The organism is Lysobacter sp. cf310, from assembly GCF_900114355.1.
In the GTDB taxonomy this organism is placed as follows: Bacteria; Pseudomonadota; Gammaproteobacteria; order Xanthomonadales; family Xanthomonadaceae; genus Lysobacter.
The window spans coordinates 923,954-943,180 of sequence record NZ_FOSS01000001.1; the positions used below are offsets into that span (position 1 = coordinate 923,954).

The 19,227-nt window shown below is 69.9% G+C and carries 18 protein-coding genes and 1 pseudogene; 13 read left to right on the forward strand and 6 right to left on the reverse strand.

Features of this window, described 5'->3' with window-relative positions; translation table 11 throughout:
- Positions 1-19 precede the first annotated feature (19 nt).
- The 4 genes and pseudogenes from BMZ45_RS04010 to BMZ45_RS04025 form a co-directional block, all read left to right on the forward strand.
- On the forward strand, positions 20-454 hold the full coding sequence (locus BMZ45_RS04010; RefSeq protein WP_091632695.1) for a DUF4124 domain-containing protein: 435 nt from the start codon (positions 20-22) through the stop codon (positions 452-454).
- A 4-nt stretch (positions 455-458) separates the two neighbouring features.
- Positions 459-722: a DUF4124 domain-containing protein gene (locus BMZ45_RS04015; protein ID WP_091632698.1), complete on the forward strand. Its 264-nt coding sequence runs from the start codon at positions 459-461 to the stop codon at positions 720-722.
- Between the two features lie 71 nt (positions 723-793).
- Positions 794-2,512: a proline--tRNA ligase gene (locus BMZ45_RS04020; protein ID WP_091632701.1), complete on the forward strand. Its 1,719-nt coding sequence runs from the start codon at positions 794-796 to the stop codon at positions 2,510-2,512.
- 146 nt (positions 2,513-2,658) lie between these two features.
- A pseudogene (locus tag BMZ45_RS04025) lies at positions 2,659-3,027 on the forward strand (H-NS histone family protein); the annotation flags it as partial.
- 138 nt (positions 3,028-3,165) lie between these two features.
- Here the strand turns inward: BMZ45_RS04025 and BMZ45_RS04030 are convergent.
- Positions 3,166-4,437 (reverse strand): threonine/serine ThrE exporter family protein, encoded by a 1,272-nt coding sequence (locus tag BMZ45_RS04030; RefSeq protein WP_091634066.1) that lies wholly within the window; start codon positions 4,435-4,437, stop codon positions 3,166-3,168.
- 134 nt (positions 4,438-4,571) lie between these two features.
- On the opposite strand from BMZ45_RS04030, the gene BMZ45_RS04035 reads away from it, so the two are divergent.
- From BMZ45_RS04035 to BMZ45_RS04055, 5 genes are read left to right on the forward strand one after another with little or no spacing between them, the layout of a single operon-like run.
- Positions 4,572-5,690, forward strand: a complete 1,119-nt coding sequence (locus tag BMZ45_RS04035; protein ID WP_091632706.1) for an ABC transporter permease — start codon at positions 4,572-4,574, stop codon at positions 5,688-5,690.
- Positions 5,687-6,520 (forward strand): ABC transporter ATP-binding protein, encoded by an 834-nt coding sequence (locus tag BMZ45_RS04040; RefSeq protein ID WP_254776523.1) that lies wholly within the window; start codon positions 5,687-5,689, stop codon positions 6,518-6,520. The genes BMZ45_RS04035 and BMZ45_RS04040 overlap by 4 nt, the downstream gene beginning before the upstream one ends.
- A 27-nt stretch (positions 6,521-6,547) precedes the next feature.
- Complete coding sequence (locus BMZ45_RS04045) at positions 6,548-7,420, forward strand: CPBP family intramembrane glutamic endopeptidase (protein WP_091632709.1); 873 nt, start codon at positions 6,548-6,550, stop codon at positions 7,418-7,420.
- Between the two features lie 46 nt (positions 7,421-7,466).
- Complete coding sequence (locus BMZ45_RS04050; RefSeq protein ID WP_056098689.1) at positions 7,467-8,393, forward strand: MlaD family protein; 927 nt, start codon at positions 7,467-7,469, stop codon at positions 8,391-8,393.
- Complete coding sequence (locus BMZ45_RS04055; RefSeq protein WP_091632712.1) at positions 8,390-9,064, forward strand: ABC-type transport auxiliary lipoprotein family protein; 675 nt, start codon at positions 8,390-8,392, stop codon at positions 9,062-9,064. The genes BMZ45_RS04050 and BMZ45_RS04055 overlap by 4 nt, the downstream gene beginning before the upstream one ends.
- 6 nt (positions 9,065-9,070) lie before the next feature.
- On the opposite strand, the gene BMZ45_RS04060 is transcribed toward BMZ45_RS04055, so the two are convergent.
- Positions 9,071-9,847, reverse strand: a complete 777-nt coding sequence (locus tag BMZ45_RS04060) for a 4'-phosphopantetheinyl transferase family protein (RefSeq protein ID WP_139215380.1) — start codon at positions 9,845-9,847, stop codon at positions 9,071-9,073.
- Positions 9,848-9,977: 130 nt separating this feature from the next.
- Between BMZ45_RS04060 and BMZ45_RS04065 the strand changes: the two genes are divergently transcribed.
- Together BMZ45_RS04065 and BMZ45_RS04070 are read left to right on the forward strand one after the other, a co-directional pair.
- Entirely contained in the window at positions 9,978-11,609 is a 1,632-nt protein-coding gene (locus BMZ45_RS04065) for an electron transfer flavoprotein-ubiquinone oxidoreductase (RefSeq protein ID WP_091632715.1), read from the forward strand.
- A 2-nt stretch (positions 11,610-11,611) separates the two neighbouring features.
- A complete protein-coding gene (locus BMZ45_RS04070) occupies positions 11,612-12,331 on the forward strand; it encodes a hypothetical protein (RefSeq protein WP_091632718.1) in 720 nt (239 codons plus the stop codon).
- 67 nt (positions 12,332-12,398) lie between these two features.
- Here the strand turns inward: BMZ45_RS04070 and BMZ45_RS21055 are convergent, their stop codons facing one another.
- Positions 12,399-13,769 (reverse strand): aminotransferase-like domain-containing protein, encoded by a 1,371-nt coding sequence (locus BMZ45_RS21055; RefSeq protein WP_217643139.1) that lies wholly within the window; start codon positions 13,767-13,769, stop codon positions 12,399-12,401.
- 110 nt (positions 13,770-13,879) lie between these two features.
- Here BMZ45_RS21055 and BMZ45_RS04080 point away from each other — a divergent pair, with 110 nt between their 5' ends.
- On the forward strand, positions 13,880-15,175 hold the full coding sequence (locus BMZ45_RS04080; RefSeq protein WP_139215381.1) for an alpha/beta hydrolase family protein: 1,296 nt from the start codon (positions 13,880-13,882) through the stop codon (positions 15,173-15,175).
- Positions 15,176-15,264: 89 nt separating this feature from the next.
- Here BMZ45_RS04080 and BMZ45_RS04085 read toward each other — a convergent pair whose 3' ends face one another.
- Together BMZ45_RS04085 and BMZ45_RS04090 are read right to left on the reverse strand one after the other, a co-directional pair.
- Positions 15,265-15,900 carry a CoA transferase subunit B gene (locus BMZ45_RS04085; protein ID WP_056178956.1) on the reverse strand — a complete coding sequence of 212 codons (636 nt, stop codon included), beginning with the start codon at positions 15,898-15,900 and terminating at the stop codon, positions 15,265-15,267.
- Between the two features lie 53 nt (positions 15,901-15,953).
- Positions 15,954-16,691, reverse strand: coding sequence for a CoA transferase subunit A (locus BMZ45_RS04090; protein ID WP_091632724.1), 738 nt, complete (start codon positions 16,689-16,691; stop codon positions 15,954-15,956).
- A gap of 115 nt (positions 16,692-16,806) precedes the next feature.
- Between BMZ45_RS04090 and BMZ45_RS04095 the strand changes: the two genes are divergently transcribed.
- Entirely contained in the window at positions 16,807-17,718 is a 912-nt protein-coding gene (locus tag BMZ45_RS04095) for an ATP-grasp domain-containing protein (RefSeq protein WP_091632726.1), read from the forward strand.
- A gap of 59 nt (positions 17,719-17,777) precedes the next feature.
- On the opposite strand, the gene BMZ45_RS04100 is transcribed toward BMZ45_RS04095, so the two are convergent.
- Positions 17,778-19,190 carry a mannose-1-phosphate guanylyltransferase/mannose-6-phosphate isomerase gene (locus BMZ45_RS04100; RefSeq protein ID WP_091632729.1) on the reverse strand — a complete coding sequence of 471 codons (1,413 nt, stop codon included), beginning with the start codon at positions 19,188-19,190 and terminating at the stop codon, positions 17,778-17,780.
- Between the last annotated feature and the right edge of the window lie 37 nt (positions 19,191-19,227).

The following is a 19,227-nucleotide window of genomic DNA, read 5'->3' on the forward strand; positions in this document are numbered from 1 at the left end:
GACCTGCCCGGAGCCGACCATGCCCTGCCCGACCCGCATTCCCACCCCCCGTCCGTCGCGCCACGCGTGGCTGGCCGCCGCCCTGCTGGCGCTGGCCCTGCCGGCCGCCGCGGGCGAGGTCTACCAGTGGAAGGACGCCAACGGCGTCACCCACTACTCCGACTCGCCGCCGGCCAACCAGGGCAACGTCAAGGGCCGCCAGATCCAGCACAAGACCGGCGCGCCCTCGGTGACCCAGGCCAAGCCGACCGAAAGCGCCGAATGCACCACCGCGCGCAGCAACCTCAAGCAGCTGCAGAGCAACGCCCCGATCGGCCTGGACACCGACAAGGACGGCAAGGCCGATTCCGCCTTCACGCCGGAGCAGCGCGCCGCCCAGGTCAAGCTGGCCGAGGCCTCGATCGCCGCCTATTGCAAGCCGGCCGTCGCCGCCGCCGCTGCCCAACAGATGTAAGCCGATGAAACTGGGCTGGGCCATCGTCGCGGGCATCGTGCTCGGCGCTGGCCTGGCCTGGTGGGCCGCTCGCGACGAGCCGGCCCCGACCCGCCGGGCCCAGGCCGACGCCCGGGCCCGCGCCGAGGCCGCCGAGCCGCCGCTGTACCGCTGGCGCGACGCCTCCGGCCAGCTCCATGTCGGCGAACGCCCGCCCAAGGGCCTGCCTTACCAGCGCGTGGCGCGGGCGCCGCAGGCCGGCATCGAAGTCCACGGCGACCGCGACTGAACCGGCGCATTCGCGCGACGAGCGCGCGCACGGCAGAATGGGGGTTCCCCTCCGGTTTCGAATTCCCGCCGATGCGTCTGTCGCAGTTCCATCTCCATACCAGCAAGGAAACCCCCGCCGACGCCGAAGTCGTCAGCCACAAGCTGATGCTCAAGGCCGGCATGATCCGCAAGCTCGCCGCCGGCCTGTACACCTGGTCGCCGCTGGGCCTGCGCGTACTGCGCAAGGTCGAGCGCGCGGTGCGCGAGGAAATGGACGCCGCCGGCGCGATCGAGGTGCTGATGCCGACCGTGCAGCCGCGCGAGCTGTGGGAGGAAACCGGACGCTGGGAGAAGTTCGGCGGCCAGTTGCTCAAGCTCAAGGACCGCAAGGAAGCCGAGTACTGCTACGCGCCCACCGCCGAGGAGGTCATCACCGACTTCGCGCGCAACGAGCTGTCCAGCTACAAGCAGCTGCCGGTCAACTTCTATCAGGTCCAGACCAAGTTCCGCGACGAGATCCGCCCGCGTTTCGGCGTGATGCGCGCGCGCGAGTTCCTGATGAAGGACGCCTATTCCTTCCATCTCAGCGACGAGGACCTGGGCCGCGAGTACCGCAACATGTACGACGCCTACGGCCGCATCTTCACCCGCCTGGGCCTGCAGTTCCGCGCGGTGTTCGCCGATACCGGCGCGATCGGCGGCAGCGCCTCGCACGAATTCCATGTGGTCGCCGACTCGGGCGAGGACGCCATCGCGTTCTCCGACGGCTCCGATTACGCCGCCAACGTCGAGCTGGCCGAGGCCGTGTCGCCGGGCGCGCGCGCCACGGCGGCCGAGACGCTGCGCAAGGTCGATACGCCGACCCAGAAGACCTGCGAGGAGGTGGCCGCGCTGATGGGCATCGGCCTGGAGCGCACGGTCAAGTCGGTCGCTATCGTCGGCGCGGATGCCGACGGCCAGGCCCAGTTCGCGCTGGTGCTGGTGCGCGGCGACCACGTGGTCAACGAAATCAAACTGCGCAAGCTCGCCGGCCTGGGCGAATACCGCCTGGCGACCGAGGCCGAGATACTCGAGCACCTGGGCGCCAATCCCGGTTTCCTCGGCCCGGTCGCGCCGCCCAAGAAAATCCGCGTGGTCGCCGACCGCGGCGTCGCCGCCATGGCCGATTTCGTGGTCGGCGCCAACGAAAACGGCTACCACCTGGCCGGCGTCAATTGGGGCCGCGATCTGACCGAGCCCGACGAAGTCGCCGACGTGCGCAACGCGGTCGAGGGCGATCCCTCGCCCGACGGCAAGGGCCGCCTGCGCATCGGCCGCGGCATCGAGGTCGGCCATGTGTTCCAGCTCGGCCGCAAGTACGCCGAGGCGATGAAACTCAGCGTGCTCGACGAGACCGGCAAGGCCGCGGTGCCGGCGATGGGCTGCTACGGCATCGGCGTGTCGCGCATCGTCGCCGCCGCGATCGAGCAGAACCACGACGAGGCCGGCATCTGCTGGCCCGAGGCGATGGCGCCGTGGGCGGCGGTGGTGTGCGTGATCAATCCCAAGAACGACGCCGGCGTCGCCGACGCCGCCGCCGCGCTGTACCGCGATCTCAATGCCGCCGGCATCGAAACCGCGCTGGACGACCGCGGCCTGCGCCCGGGCGCGATGTTCGCGGACATGGAGCTGATCGGCATTCCGCACCGCATCGTGGTCTCCGAACGCGGCCTGGCCGCCGGCACCTACGAGTACCGCGCGCGCCGCGCCGCCGAGGCCGAACACCTCGACCGCGAGCGCCTGTTCGCGCGCCTGACCGCGACCGCCTGAGCCGGCCGAACGCGCTGGATTATCCGAGCTAGAAACTCCCGGGAAACCCCCGGGAGATTTACTTCCGTCGCGCCAGGCCATTAATATGCAGGCGCACGCCATGGACCGGCAGATAATCCAACCCGATATTGCAACCGGAGCCCCCCATGTCGATCGACCTGAACTCGCTGTCCGCGAAAGAACTCGAATCACTGATCTCGCAGGCCAAGAAGCGCAAGACCACGCTCAGCAAACGCAAGCCGATCGCGGCGGTGCGCAAGAAGCTGACCCAGCTCGCCAAGGCCGAGGGCTACGACATCGCCGAGCTGTTCGGCAACGGCGCCAGCGCCCCCAGCGGGCGCGCCAAGGCCGCCAAGCCGGCGGTCGCGCGCAAGGCCCGCAAGCCGCTGGGCAAGGTCGCGCCGAAGTACCGCAACCCGGCCAACACCGGCGAAACCTGGACCGGCCGCGGCAAGCAGCCGCGCTGGCTGGCCGCCTATACCGGCAACGGCCGCAAGCTCGACGAGTTCCTGATCAAATAAGTCCGGCGCCGCGAACGCGCCGTCGCAATGAAAACGCCGGCCTCGCGCCGGCGTTTTCGTTATCGGAACCGGGATTATCGGGGCGACAAGCTGCGACTTTAGTCGAATATCCGCCCCGATTATCCCCGCGGCCTACAGATTGCGCCGCGCCGGCAACAGCAGATTGCCGAACAACAGGCCGGCGATCAGGGCCAGCAGGATGTTGATCACCGCCAGCACCGCGTCCTGGCCGACTTCCATGTCCTGCTGCTGGATCAGGGTCAGCAGGCCGCGCAGGCTGACGCTGCCCGGCACCAGCATGATGATGCCGGGCACACGCACGATCGCGCCGGGCCGGTTGCCCCAGCGCGCGTAGGCGTTGCCGGCCGCGGTCAGCGCCAGCGCGGCCAGGAAGATGCCGGCCGGACTGCCCCAGGCTTCGCCGGCGAAACGCGAAATCAGATAACCGCAGGCGGCCGCGGCCATCACTTTCGGATAATCGCTGCGGTGGGCGCGGAACAGCACCGCGAACGCGTACGAGGCCACCGCCAGCCCGCACCACTCGACCCAGGCCGGTTGCGGACGCGAGGCCTGGATCGCCGGCGACAGGCCGACCAGCTCGCCCAGGTACAGCGCGATGATGGTGCCGACCGCGAGCTTGACCACGGTGGTTAGCGCACCGGCGAAACGCGCCGTGCCCGAGACCAGGTGCTGGCTGGTGAGTTCGTTGACCGCATTGGTCAGCGCCATGCCGGGCAGCAGCACGATCAGCGAGGCGATGATCACGGTGTTCTGGTTCAAGGGCACCAGGAAACTGGCCACCAGTACCGCGACCATGGCCGCGACCATGCCGGCGACCGCCTCCAATGCCTCTTTGAACCGCGGCCGCGCGCCCGACCAGTCGATCAGCAGGCCGATCAGCAGGCCGTTCACGCCGGCCACCGCGATGTCCGCCCAGGGCAGGCGCAACAGCCCGCCGACCGCGGCCGCGGCCAGGCCGAAGGCCAGCACCTGCATCGCGCGCCAACGCGTGGTGCGCGGCCGGTCCAGCGCTTGCAGCGCGGCGTGGCCGGCGGCCAGGTCGAGCCGCCCGGCCATCACGTCCTCGGCGATGCGGTCGGTCTCGCTGAGCTTGTAGAGGTCGTTCTCGCCCGGCGGCATCCGGATCACGCGGGTGGTGTCGCTTTCGCCGGGCGGTCGGTGGGGGTCGCTGAAGGTCAGGATCAGGCCGGTCGGATTCGACCAGGGCTCGCACTCCAGGCGCAGCCGCTGCGCCACCGCCGACACCGCGCCTTCCAGGCGCTGCGCGGTGGTGCCGTAGGCGTGCAGGCGCTCGGCCAGTTCGACCACGAAGCCGATACGCGCGGCGTAGCTGGTGGCGCTCAGTGGGGCGGGCGGCGCGCTCGAGGAATCGGGTGTCGACATGCGCGAAAGCATCGCATGCGGGCGTGCCGCATGGGCAGCGCGATCGCACGCCGAGTCAGCCCGCGGACGGCCCGCGCACGCGCACGCCGCCCTCACCTCGTCGTTCCTAGCCTGTATCCTCCGCCGGAGAGCCTATGACCGCACCGTCCACGCACACGCCGCAGATCGCCGCCGACGCCCAGACGCCGTCGCGGCTGCGGCTATCCGGACGCTGGACGCTGGAGAACGCCAACGCGATCTCGGCCGCGCTGCACAGCGCGCCGCACGACGCGACCACGATCGACGCCAGCGCGGTCGAGCGCCTGGACTCGGTGGGCGTGCTGCAGCTGATGCGCTTCGCGCGCCGGCGCGAGCTGGATTTCGACGGCTTCGACTTCCACGACAACCACCGCGCCCTGGTCAGCGCGATCGAGGACGTCGCCGACGAGCGCCCCAAGAAGAAGCGCGAGTACGGCGTCTATGCCGCGCTCGCGCGCCTGGGCTACGCGGTCACCGACAACTGGAAGGAAGTGCTGGCGCTGATCGCCTTCTTCGGCGAAACGCTGGTCAAGATGCTGCGTTTGTTCAAGGACCCGGGCCGCTTCCGCCCGACCGCGACCGTGCACCACATGGAGCAGGTCGGCCTGGACGCGGTGCCGCTGATCGCGCTGCTGTGCTTCCTGGTCGGCGCGGTGGTGGCGTTCCTGGGCGCGACCATCCTGCGCGACTTCGGCGCCACCATCTTCGTGGTCGAGCTGGTCAGCATCTCGTTCCTGCGCGAGTTCGGCGTTCTGCTGACCGCGATCGTGCTGGCCGGCCGCACCGCCAGCGCCTTCACCGCCCAGATCGGCGCCATGGTCAGCCGCGAGGAAGTCGACGCGATCCGCACCCTGGGCATGGACCCGATCGACCTGCTGGTGATCCCGCGCGTGCTGGCCCTGCTGGTGATGCTGCCGCTGCTGACTTTCGTGGCGATGATCTTCGGCCTGCTCGGCGGCCTGACCGTGGGCGCCTACAACCTCGACATCCCGCCCCAGCAGTACCTGGCGCGCATGCACGAGACCATGGAGCTGCGCCATTTCCTGGTCGGCCTGTCCAAGGCGCCGGTGTTCGCCCTGCTGATCAGCCTGATCGGCTGCCTGGAAGGCCTGCAGGTCGAGGGCACCGCGCAGTCGGTCGGCGAGCGCACCACCTCCAGCGTGGTCCAGGCGATCTCGCTGGTCATCATCATCGACGCCTTCGCCGCGATCTGGTTCATGGAGGTCGGATTTTGAGCGAGCCCATCGACGACCCGCGCGACCACATCGACGCCAACACGCCGATCATCCGCGTGCGCGGCCTGGTCAATCGCTTCGGCGAGCAGACCGTGCACGACGGCCTGGACCTGGACGTGAAGCCCGGCGAGATCCTGGGCGTGGTCGGCGGCTCGGGCACCGGCAAGTCGGTGCTGATGCGCTCCATCCTGGGCCTGCGCCGCCCCGACGAAGGCAGCATCGAGGTGCTCGGCATCGACGCGCGCAGCGAGGATCCGCTGCGTCGGCGCGAGATCGAGCGCAACACCGGCGTGCTGTTCCAGGACGGCGCGCTGTTCTCCTCGCTGACCGTGGGCGAGAACGTGCAGGTGCCGCTGAAGGAGTACCACGGCGACCTGCCCGACACCCTGCGCTACGAATTGTCCCTGCTCAAGGTCAAGCTGGCCGGCCTGCCCGCCGATGCGATCAACAAGCTGCCCTCGCAGCTGTCCGGCGGCATGCGCAAGCGCGCCGGCCTGGCGCGCGCGCTGGCGCTGGATCCGCCGCTGCTGTTCCTGGACGAGCCCACCGCCGGCCTGGACCCGATCGGCGCGGCCGCGTTCGACCGCCTGATCCGCACCCTGCAGCAGGCGCTGGGGCTGACGGTGTTCCTGATCACCCACGACCTCGACACCCTGTACGCGATCTGCGACCGCATCGCCGTGCTCGCCGACCGTAAGGTGATCGCCTGCGCGCCCATGGCCGAGATCGAGAAGCTCGACCACCCCTGGGCGCACGAATACTTCCACGGCCCGCGCGCGCGCGCCGCCCAGGTCGCGCGCGACAAATACGCGGCGGCCGCCGAACGCTGACGCCGCCGCACGCAAGGACGCCCAGGTTTGTATTCCACCCTCTCCCCCGCGCTCGCCCCCCTCGATCACCTGCCGTGGGCCGCGCTCGCGCTGGCCTCGCTGCTGCTGTGGTGGCCGCGCGCGCGCATCGCCAGCCTCGCCCTGCTGGCGCTCGCCGGCGTGGCCGGCTTCGCGCTGGGCCAGCTCGATGCGCGTGCGCTGATCGCCTTGGCGCTGCTGGCGCTGGCCGGCTGGATGGTGGGGGCGGCGCGGCCGAAGGCCGCGCGCATCGGCGGACACGTCCTGTTCGTGGCGGTGGCCTTGGCGCTGGGCTTCCATGCGGCGCCGGGCTTCCACAATCCGCTCGCGATCGCGCCGACCTGGGTCACGCCCGATGCGATCGAATTCAGCATGTACCTCAATCTCGACAAGCCCCTGGTCGGTTTCTGGCTGGTGCTGGTCTGGGCCGGGGTGCAGCGCGAGCGGCCGCTCGCGGACTGGTTCAAGGCCGCCCTGCCGGCCGGCCTGGGCGTGGCTTTGCTGTGCCTGGGCGTGGCCTACGCGCTGGGCCAGATCGCCTGGGCGCCGAAGTGGCCGAGCTGGGGCCCGCTGTGGGCGCTCAACAATCTGCTGCTGGTGACCCTGGCCGAGGAAGCGCTGTTCCGCGGCTATCTGCAGGAAGGCCTGAGCCGGCAGTGGCGCGAACGGCGCTGGGGTGACGCGGCCGCGATCGCGATCGCCGCGCTCGCGTTCGGCCTGGTCCATCTGGCCGGCGGCTGGGCCTGGGCGCTGCTGGCCACGGTGGCCGGCGCCGGCTACGGCCTGGCCTACCGCCGCGGCGGATTGCAGGCCGCGATGCTGACCCATTTCGGATTCAACCTGCTGCACTTCACCGCGTTCACTTACCCCATGCTGGCATGATGTCCGTCACGGACCGCCCGCCGGGCCTCATCGTCTCAGGTGCCTGATGGAAACCAAGGCCAATTACGTCCTCATCGGCGCGTTCACGATCATCGCGACGCTGTTCCTGCTGCTGTTCGCGCTGTGGGCCGCCAAATACTCGTCCGAGAAAAGCTGGCGCGAGTACGCGGTGATCTTCAACGAACCGGTGACCGGCCTGTCGGAAGGCAGCACCGTGCAATACAACGGCATCTCGGTCGGCACGGTGAAGCTGCTGCGCCTGGCGCCGGACGACCCGCGCCGGGTGATCGCGCAGCTGCGCCTGCAGGCCGACGCGCCGATCAAGGCCGACACCCGCGCCAAACTGTCGCTGACCGGCATCACCGGCAGCCCGATCATCCAGCTCACCGGCGGCAGCCCCGGCAGCCCGGCCCTGGCCGACGTCGACCGCCGCGAAATCCCGGTGATCCAGACCGAGGCTTCGGCGCTGCAGAACATCGCCGACACCGCCAACCGCCTGGTCGCGCGCCTGGACCAGGTGCTCAGCGACGAGAACGTCAAGCGGGTGTCGAACACGCTGTCCAACATCGAGGCCATGACCGGCTCGATCGCCGACCAGCGCGAGGACCTGCGCGCGCTGATCGTCAACGCGCGCAAATCCAGCGAACAACTGTCGGCGACCCTGGACACCACCAACCAGGCGGTCAAGAACGTCGACCGCGAATTGGTCGCCAAGCTGCCGGGCCTGATCTCCAAGCTCGACAGCACCCTGACCCGCCTGGATTCGGCCGCCAACGGCGCCAACGGCATCCTCAACGACAACCGCGCCGCGATCAGCAGCTTCGCCAACGACGGCCTGGCCCAGCTCGGCCCGACCCTGGCCGAGCTGCGCGTGCTGGTGCGCGACCTGCGCCGCATCAGCGACCGCATCGACAGCAACCCGACCCGCTACCTGCTCGGCCGCGACGCCCAGAAGGAGTTCGAGCCGCAATGACCTCTCGCCCCCTGCCCCGCCCTTACGCGCTGCTGCGCCGCGCCGCCGGCCTGAGCCTGCTGTTGAGCCTGAGCGCGTGTTCGATCCTGGGCGACAAGCCCAAGGAGCGCTCCACCCTGTACGCGCCCGATCCGCGCGTGCAGGCCGACGCCGCCTGGCCCAACGCCGACTGGCAGCTGTCGCTGACGCCGCCGACCTCGGCGCGCATGATCGACAGCCTGCGCATCGCGGTGCGCCCGACCCCGAACGAGATGCAGGTCTACAAGGGCGCCGGCTGGGCCAAGCCGCCGGGCGAGATGCTGCAGGACGCGCTGCTGCGCGCGCTGGAGGACTCCGGCCGGATCGACGCGGTCGCGCGCCAGGGCAGCGGCGTGGCCGCCGACTACAAGCTGGTGCTGGACCTGCGCCGCTTCGAATCCGACTACAACGGCCAGGCGCTGCCTTCGGCGACCATCGAAGTCAGCGCCAAGCTGCTGCACAACAGCGACCAGAAGATCGCAGCCGCGCGCACCTTCGTGCAGAGCCAGCGCGCGTCCACCACCGCGGTGCCGGACGTGGTCGCCGCCTTCGACGGCGCCCTGGCCGCGATCACCCGCGACCTCGGCGGCTGGATCCTCAGCAGCGGCAACGCCCACGAACAGGCCGAGCACCCGCGCAGCGCGCGGCGCTGATCGCGCTCAGAACGGATCGGCCGGCCGCAGCACGCGGCCGGCGCCGCGATAGGGCAAGGCCGGCACGCTCTCGATCGTTATCGCCTGCGCGGCGACGCGACGGCGGCGCACGGCGATCGCGCCGATATGCGCCGCGCCCAGCCGGAAACTCCAGAACCGCCATGCCGGCGGCACCGCGCGATCGCGCTGCAGGCGCGGCGCGCCATCGTCCGCGTGCGCGAAGGCGATGCGCTCGAACGGCAACCGCAGGCCGCGGCCGCCGGCCTTGGCGCAGGCCTCCTTCAGGGTCCAACTGCGCAGAAAGGCATCGGCGCGCTGCTCGGGCGCTTGCGCGAGCAGCGCGGCCAGCTCGTCCGGCGCCAAGGTGCGCGCGTTCCACAGCTCCTGGGTGTCGCGCGCGCGCGGTTCCAGATCCAGGCCCACGCGCCCGCCCGGCGCGACCAGGCAGCCGACCAGACCCGCGCAATGCGACAGGCTGAAACTCAGTTCCGGCGCATCCGCCACGCGCGGGCGCCCATAGACGCCGCGCAGGTAACGCCAGTCCTGCGGCGGCCGCGGCCGGCAGGCCGACAGCGCGTGGCGCAGCAGCAGGCGCGCGACCAGGGCCTCGCGCCGCACCGGCGCCAGGCGCAGCCGCGCCAGGCGCGCGCGCTCGTCCGCGTCCAGCAGGCCCAGCTGCGCCTCGTACACGGCGTCGTGGGCGGCATCGACCTCGGCCAGGAACAGGCGCGGCGTGGCGGGCGCGCGCGCATCCTTGGCGGGGGGAGAGGCGGGGCCGGTCATACGCAAAGGCCAGAGGGAGGCGGCGTCGAGCATACCGTCGGCGCCGCATTCGCGGGTCCGGACAGGGGCCGGCTTTGAGCTCGGGGCCCAAACCCGCGACAATTCCAGCCTCAGCAAGCGGAGAGCCAGCATGAGCGAACACAGCCCCAACCCCGCCGAGGTCGAGCGCGACGTCATGGAGTACGACGTCGTCACCGTCGGCGCCGGTCCGGCCGGCCTGTCGTTCGCGATCCGCCTCAAGCAGATCAACCCGGAAATCTCGGTCTGCGTGATCGAGAAGTCCAGCACCATCGGCGCCCACATCCTGTCCGGCGCGGTGATCGAGACCGGCCCGCTGGACGCGCTGCTGCCGAACTGGCGCGACAACCCGCCGCCGATCTGCGTGCCGGTCACCCAGGACGAGTTCTGGCTGCTGACCAAGGAAGGCGCGCGCCGCCTGCCGGTGCCGCCGGGCATGAACAACCACCACGGCAACGTGATCGTGAGCCTGGGCGCGACCTGCGCCTGGCTGGCGCCGCAGGCCGAGGCGCTGGGCGTGGAGATCTACGCCGGCTTCGCCGCCTCCGAAACCCTGCACGACGCCGACGGCCGCGTGGTCGGCGTGCGCATCGGCGACATGGGCGTGGCCAAGGACGGATCGCACAAGCCCGGCTACACCGCAGGCATCGACATCCGCGCCAAGGTCACCGTATTCGCCGAGGGCGCGCGCGGCCACCTGACCAAGCGCCTGATCAAGCGCTTCGGCCTGGACGCGAACAGCGACCCGCAGGGCTATTCGATCGGCATCAAGGAACTGTGGCAGGTGCCGGAAGACCGCGTCACCCCGGGCAAGGTCGTGCACAGCTTCGGCTGGCCGGCCGACAACCACACCTACGGCGGCAGCTTCCTGTATCACCTGGACAAGGGCCGCATCGCCCTGGGCTATGTGAGCGGCCTCGACTACCGCGACCCCGACTACAAGCCCTGGGAAGCCTTCCAGCAATGGAAGAACCACCCGACCGTGAAGCCCCTGCTCGAAGGCGGCAACCTGGTCTCGGCCGGCGCGCGTGCGATCGTCACCGGCGGCTGGCAGTCGCTGCCCAAGGTCGAGATGCCGGGCGCGCTGCTGATCGGCGACACCGCCGGCCTGCTCAACGTGCCCAAGATCAAGGGCACCCATCAGGCGATCCGCAGCGGCATGCTCGCCGCCGAACACCTGGCCGCGTCCGAACTCGCGCCGGAAGGCTACGACGCCAAGCTGCGCGCCTCGCCGGCGATGGACGAGCTCAAGAAGGTCCGCAACATCAAGCCCGCGTTCAAGCGCGGCCTGTGGTTCGGCATGCTCAACGCGGCCTGGGAAACCGTCACCGGCGGGCTGTCGCCGTGGACGCTGAAGAACAAGCCCGACTGGTCCTCGCTGCAGAAGCTCGAGGACGCCGAAAAGCCCAAGCGCGATTACGTCGACCGCACCCTGGCGCCGCGCGACCGCCTGGCCGGCGTCTACTTCGCCGCCACCGAGCACGATGAAGATCAGCCCGTGCACCTCAAGGTCGCCGACACCTCGATCTGCGTGACCCGCTGCGCCGAGGAATACGGCAACCCCTGCACCCGCTTCTGCCCCGCCGGCGTCTACGAGATCGTCGAAGAGGCCGAAGGCAAGCGCCTGCAGATCAACGCCGCCAACTGCGTGCACTGCAAGACCTGCGACATCAAGGACCCCTACGAGATCATCACCTGGGTCACGCCGGAAGGCGGCTCGGGGCCGAATTACCAGAATCTCTGAGCGTGACCGTCCGCGCATCGCGCGTCGCGCTGTGGACGATCGCATTGGCGATTGTCTCGGCGGCCGGCTGGGTGGCGACGCGCCCGCAGCCGCCCGTCCGCGTATCCGAGCATGCATCCTGGATTCCGATACCCGAAGGCGGCATGGATGCGTCCGAGTATCCGATCCGCGATTTGTTGATAGGCAACTTCAGCGACGGCCTCCAGCATCATCTCCCGTCCAATGCGGATCGCTCCTTGGTGCAGCGCTGCGGGGCCGGAAAGCCCGGCGAGCCCGCGGAAACTTATGCCGCGCTGATCGGCGACCACTGGTTCGTGAAGGATCAAAAGATTTGGAGCATCGAGATGACCTCGTCCGGCGATTGGCTGGACGTGACCATCGTCGACGGATTTCCTGTGATGGCGCCGGAGCCGAAACCAGGCGAAGTCCTGCGCACCCTTGAACTGCGGCCCGTGTTGCGGCGCACCGTACGTAAGGCGGATCTGGCCGACGTGCGCGAGGCCTGGAGCGCACCGGCCTTATGGGTCGCGCCGCAGACCGATCGTCATTGCCTCGACGGCAGCATCGTCTATCTAGAGGCCTGCGTGCTGGGCCGCTACCACGCCCGCTCGCGCACCTGCGGCTCTGCCGGCACCGTCGAAGGAATGAAGTTGTGGCAACGCCTGCGCGCGCACTTCCCCGATCCGCCGGCCGCCACGATCACGCGCGTCGACTCGCCATAGCGCAACCGCTGCCCTGCTCGCTGGGACACGAGACGCATCGCTCACGCAACCCACCGCGGAAGCTCGCTCAAGCGAACAACAAATCGCGCATGCGCTTGTCCACCTGCGCGGTGACGTTGAACCGCATCCAGGTGCTAGGCGCCTGCTGCGCGGTGAACAGACTGCCCGGCGCGATCAGGATGCGCTGCTCGCGGCAGCGCATCGCCAGTTGGTTGGTGTCGGTGCGCATGTTCGCCCACAGAAACATGCCGTCGGCCGGGTCGCCGAGGATATCCACACCTTCGGCCGCGAACATCCGTTTCGCCAGCTCGCGCTGTCCCGCGAGCCGCTCACGCAGGCCTTCGACGTGCTTGTCGTAGCGGCGCTCGGCCAGCAGCTTATGCACCAGCCGCTCGTTGAGCTCGGGCGTGGTGAAGCCGGTCAGGATCTTGGCGTTGGTCAGCTTGCGCGCCAGTTCGGCGTTGGCGGCCAGGTAGCCCACGCGCACGTTCGCCGCCAAGGTCTTGGAGAAACTGCCGGCATAGACCACGCGATCGAGCCGATCCAACGCCGCCGCGCGCGTCACCCGCGAGCCGCAAAGATCGGCGTAGACGTCGTCCTCGAACACGGTCACGTCGTGGCGCGCGGCCAGCGCGAGGATGCGCGCGACCACGCTTTCCGGCAGCGACAGCCCGGTCGGATTGCGCGCGGCGGTGCTCAGCACCAGCAGGCGCGGCCGCTCCTGCGCCATCCGCCGCTCCAGCTCGGCCAGATCCGGGCCGTCCGCACCGCAGGCGATGCCGACCACGCGCGCGCCGTGCGCGGCCACGATGCCGAGCGCGCCGAACCAGCACGGGTCGAGCGTCAGCACCGCATCGCCGGGTTTGACCAGGGCCGAGAGCACCAGGTTGAGCGCGTGCGCGACGCCGGTGGTCAGCACGATCTGGTCGGGCTGGGCGAGGATGTCCAGCGCCGCCAGGCGCTGCTGCAACAAGGCGCGCAAGGGCGCGTAGCCGTGCGGCTTGCCACTGTCCAACCAACGCCCCTCGCGCCCGAGCGCGCGGATCGCCGCGCTCAACTGCGCGCCGTCCAGCCACGACGCCGGCAGCACGCCCAGCCCCGGCCCCTGCGCGGCGCCGCTTTCGAGCATGTTCTGCATCAGCCAGTCCAGATCGATCACCGATCCCGGTGCCGGTTCCGACGCGGGCGTCGCGAGCGCGCGCTCGCGCACGTAGAAGCCCGAACCGCGGCGCGCTTCCAGATAGCCGTCGGCGACCAGACGCTCGTAGGCCTCGACCACGGTGAACGGCGACACTCCGCGCTGGCGCGCCAGGACCCGCACGGACGGCAGGCGCATGCCCGGCCGCAACACTTCGCCCTCGATGCGCCGGCGCGCCCAGCGCACGCAGTCTTCGACCCGGCTCAGGCCGGGCGGGCGACGCTTAGGAGGCAGGGTCACCGTATCGGCCCCAGGAGCGGAAAGTGTATCGGTACTGTACTGGTCGGCGGGGTTAAAAAGTACCTGCGGCGTAACGCCGCGCTCCCCTGCCTTCGGCCCCGACCCAGACCATGACCAACGCCACCTCCCTCCTTCCCCGTGGTCTCGCCCTGTGCGCGCTGCTGGCCGCAGGCGCGCTGTCGCCCGCGGCCGCCGCCGAGCCCGCCGACCAAGCCTGCATCGGCAGCTATCGCCTTCAGGACGGCCGCGACGTCGACCTCGCGATGTCCGACGAATCGCACTACCGCTGGCGCATGAAGGACGGCACCAGCGGCAAGCTGAGCTGGGCCGCGCCGGGCGACTGGACCAGCACGCTGGGATGGACCGAACGCGCGGACGGCCACCGCGTCGCGCTACCCGACTGCGCGTCCGGCCGCATCGCCTTCGACGGCATCGCCGGCGAACGGCTCGCGTTCGACGTGATCGAGACGCGCTTCGTCTCCGCCGGCGCGACCCTGGCCGGGCGCCTGGTCCTGCCGCCGGGCAGGAACCGGGTGCCGATCGTGGTGCTGGTGCACGGCTCCGAACGCGATTCGGCGCGCGACTATTACGCGCTGCAGCGCCAGTTCCCGTCCGAAGGCATCGGCGCCTTCGTCTACGACAAGCGCGGCACCGGCGCATCCGGCGGGCGCTACACCCAGAACTTCCTCACCCTGGCCAACGACGCGATCGCCGCCTTGCGCGAAGCGCGCCGGCTAGCAGGCGCGCGCGCCGGCAAGATGGGCTATCAGGCCGGCAGCCAGGGCGGTTGGGTCGCGCCGCTGGCGGCGAAGATCGAGCCGGCGGATTTCGTGATCGTGAGTTTCGGCCTGGCGGTGTCGCCGCTGGACGAGGACCGCGCCGCGATCGAACTGGATATGACGCGGCGCGGCTACGGCGCCGACGTGGTCGCCAAGGCCATGCAAGTCGCCGACGCCACCGCGGCGGTGCTGGAGAGCGACTTCCGCGAAGGCTACGAACAGGTGGCCCGGATCAAGCAGCGCTACGGCGCCGAACCCTGGTTCAAGTTCGTGCGCGGCAACGTCAGTTTCTTCATCCTGGAAAAGCCCGAGGCCGAACTGCGCAGCGTGGGCCCCACGCTGTTCCCGGGCACGCCCATGGACTACGACGCGCTGCCGGTGCTGCGCAATCTGCGCACGCCGCAACTCTGGCTGCTGGGCGGAGAAGACATCGACGCGCCCAGCGCGGAAACCGCGCGCCGGTTGAGCGCGCTGGCCAAGGACGGCGCGCCGATCCGTTTCACCGTGTTTCCGCACGCCGAGCACGGCATGTACGAATTCGAACTCGGCGCCGACGGTAGCCGCCTGTCCACGCGTCAGCCTGCGGCGTACTTCCCGCAGATGCGCGACTTCATCAAAGCCCGTTGATCCGAGACGGGCGCTGCGCCCGGTTCGGCTTTCGTTCGCAGGTACTGCGGCGATGCCTCACGCGCATCGCCGCAGGCTGCAAGCGCGCCTCAGGCGGCGCGCTTGAACGCCACGCCGGTCTTCTCGCGCAGCTCGTCCTCGCTCACGCCGGGCGCGCTTTCGACCAGCACCAGGCCGTCCTCGGTCACGTCCATCACCGCCAGTTCGGTGATGATGCGGTTGACCACGCCCAGGCCGGTCAGCGGCAGGGTGCATTCGGGCAGGATCTTGTGCTCGCCGTTCTTGGCGCTGTGCTCCATCAGCACCACCACGCGCTTGACGCCGGCCACCAGGTCCATCGCACCGCCCATGCCCTTGACCATCTTGCCGGGCACCATCCAGTTGGCCAGATCGCCCTTGTCGGTGACCTGCATCGCGCCCAGGATCGCCAGGTCGATGTGGCCGCCGCGGATCATCGCGAAGCTGTCGTGGCTGCCGAAGTAGCTGGCGCCGGCGCGCGCGGTCACGGTCTGCTTGCCGGCGTTGATGAGGTCGGCGTCGACCTCGGCCTCGGTCGGGAACGGGCCGATGCCGAGCAGGCCGTTCTCGGACTGCAGCCATACGTCCATGCCCTCGGGGATGAAGTTGGCCACCAGCGTCGGCAAGCCGATGCCGAGATTGACGTAGGCGCCGTCGGTGAGTTCCTGCGCGGCGCGCTGCGCCATTTGATCGCGGGTCCAAGCCATGTCGAATTCCTTGAAAGAGTCGTAAGCGTCGAGTCGTCGGTGGGGCGTGCGCGTCAGGCGCGCACGGTGCGCTGCTCGATGCGCTTCTCGGGCGCGGCGTTGAGCACGATGCGATCGACGTAGATGCCGGGCAGGTGCACGTGATCGGGATCGATCGCGCCGATCTCGACGATTTCCTCGACTTCGGCCACGCAGACCTTGCCGGCCATCGCGCAGGCCGGATTGAAGTTGCGCGCGGTCTTGCGGAACACCAGGTTGCCGGCCTTGTCGGCCTTCCAGGCCTTGACCAGCGAGACGTCGGCCTTGAGCGCGGTTTCCATCACGTAGTGGTGGCCGTCGAACTCGCGCGTCTCCTTGCCGTCGGCGACCACGGTGCCGTAGCCGGTGCGGGTGTAGAACGCCGGGATGCCGGCGCCGCCGGCGCGCAGGCGCTCGGCCAGCGTGCCCTGCGGGTTGAACTCGAGCTCGAGTTCGCCGGACAGGAACTGGCGTTCGAATTCCTTGTTCTCGCCGACGTAGGACGAAATCATCTTGCGGATCTGGCGCGTTTCCAGCAGCAGGCCCAGGCCGAACCCGTCGACGCCGGCGTTGTTGGAGATCGCGGTCAGGCCCTTGACGCCGCTGTCGCGCAGCGCCGCGATCAGGGCCTCGGGGATGCCGCACAGACCGAAGCCGCCGACCGCCAGGGTCTGGCCGTCCGCGACCAGGCCGCGCAGCGCCTCGTCGGCATTGGGGAACACTTTGTTCTTCGCGGCGCCGGCGCTGCGCGTCGCGGCAATGGCCTCGGCCATGGGGGAACTCCTTTGCGGGATGGGCGCAGTTTAGCGCGCCAGCCCGCCCGGCCCCACCGGACCTTAGGGCAATGGTCACTCGTGCCGGGATGGGCGGCGACGTTAGACTTCAAGCATGAGCAAAATCGCCCTGGTCACCGCCATCGCCGCTACCGGAACCGACACCGATATGGTGCCGCTGATCGAAGCCTGCGCCCGCGCCGGCCTGGCCGCCGAGGTGCGTGCCTGGGACGACCCCAGCGTGGCCTGGACGCGCTACGACGCCGCGCTGCTGCGCTCGCCCTGGGACTACACCGAGCGCCTGCCGGAGTTCCTGGCCTGGTGCGAACGCGTGGCCGCGCAGTCGCGCCTGCTCAATCCCCTGCCGGTGGTGCGCTGGAACACCGACAAGCACTACCTCGCCGACCTGGCCGCGCGCGGCGTGGCGGTGGTGCCCAGCGCCTTCGTCGAACCCGAGGCCGAGCCCCTGCCGGCGCTGCAGGCCTTCCTGGCCGCGCATGCCGACGCCGCCGAGTTCGTGGTCAAGCCCACGGTCAGCGCCGGTTCGCGCGATACGCAGCGGTATGCCCGCTCGCAGGAGTTCGCCGCCGCCAACCACATCGCGCGCCTGCTGGACGCCGGCCGCAGCGTGCTGCTGCAGCCGTATTTGGCCTCGGTCGATCGCGACGGCGAAACCGCCCTGCTGTATTTCGACGGCGACTACAGCCATGCGATCCGCAAGGGCGCGCTGTTGCGTCCCGACGACGGCGGCAACGGCACCGCGCTGGCGCCCGAACAGATCGTCGCGCGCGAGCCCGGCCAGGACGAGCGCGCGCTGGCGCAGGCGGTGCTGGCGGCCGCGCGCGATGCGCTGAAGCTGGCGACGCCGCTGGCCTATGCGCGCGTGGACCTGATCCGCGACGCCGACGGCACGCCGCGCCTGCTGGAACTGGAACTGTGCGAGCCGTCGCTGTTCTTCCCTTACGCCGACGGCAGCGCCGACCGTTTCGTCGCGCGCCTGCGCGAACGCCTGGGCGCGACGAACTAAGCGCGTACCCGAACCACGGGCACCTCAGGAGCGCTACGCATACCAGAGGATACGGACGCTCAAGAGCGTCCGTACACGTCCTCGAGCCGGACGATGTCGTCCTCGCCCAGGTAGCCGCCGGACTGCACTTCGATCAACTCGACCGGTTCGCTGCCGCGATTGCGCAGGCGGTGCACGCTGCCGCGCGGAATATAGGTGCTCTCGTTCTCGCGCAGCTCGAACACCTTGTCGTCGCAGGTGACCTCGGCCACGCCGGAAACCACGATCCAATGCTCGGCGCGGTGCTGGTGCTTCTGCAGACTGAGCGCGGCGCCGGGCTTGACCACGATCTTCTTGACCTGGAAGCGTTCGCCCACGCCGATCGAATCGTAGCTGCCCCAGGGCCGGTAGACCTTGCGGTGGAACAGATGCTCCTGGCGGCCGGCGGCCTTGAGCCGGTCGACGATGATCTTGACGTCCTGGACCCGATCCTTGCGCGCGACCAGGGTGGCGTCGGCGGTATCGACGATGACCAGATCCTCGACGCCCAGGGTCGCGATCATGCGGCGGTCGGACGCGCGCACCAGGCTGTCGCGGGTGTCGACCGAAATCACGTCGCCTTCGTGGCGGTTGCCGTCGGCGTCGCGCTCGGCCACCGACCACAGCGAGGACCAGGAGCCGATGTCGCTCCAGCCGCAGCTCACCGGCACCACCGCGGCGCGGTCGGTCTTCTCCATCACCGCGTAGTCGATCGAATCGCTGGGGCTGGCCGCGAACGCGTCCTGGCCCAGGCGAAGGAAATCCAGATCGGTGCCGGCGCTGGCGAACGCGGCCTGGGCGGCGGCGTGGATCGCCGGCGCCAGCCGCGCCAGCTCGTCCAGATAGCTGCGCGCGCGGAACAGGAACATGCCCGAGTTCCAGGCGTAGGTGCCCTCGGCGAGGTAGCGCTCGGCGGTGGCCTGGTCGGGCTTTTCGACGAAGCGCTCGATGCGGTAGCCGTCCGCGCCCAGGGTCTCGCCGCGCAGGATGTAGCCGTAGCCGGTCTCGGCGTAGTCCGGGCGGATGCCGAACGCCACCAGCCAGTCCTCGCGGCCCAGCCGCAGCGCCGCGCTCACGGCGTCGCGGAACGCGGCCTCGTCCTCGATCAGATGATCGGCCGGCATCACCAGCAGCAGCGCGTCGGGGTCGCCGGCCAGCGCGTGCAGGGCCGCAGCCGCGATCGCCGGCGCGGTGCTGCGCGCGACCGGCTCCAGCAGGATGCCGCCGCTGCGCACGCCGATCGCCTGCAACTGCTCGCCGACCATGAAACGGTGGTCGTCGGCGCAGACCGTGATCGGCGCCTGCGCATCGGGCAGCTTGCTCGCGCGCAGCACGGTTTCCTGGAACAGCGAATGGTCCCCGATCAGCGACAGGAACTGCTTGGGTTGGTTCTGTCGCGAAAGCGGCCACAATCGGGTTCCGCTGCCGCCGCTGAGGATGACCGGGTGAAGCATTTCGACTCCGCACTGGGGTTACGTCGTGAAGGGTACC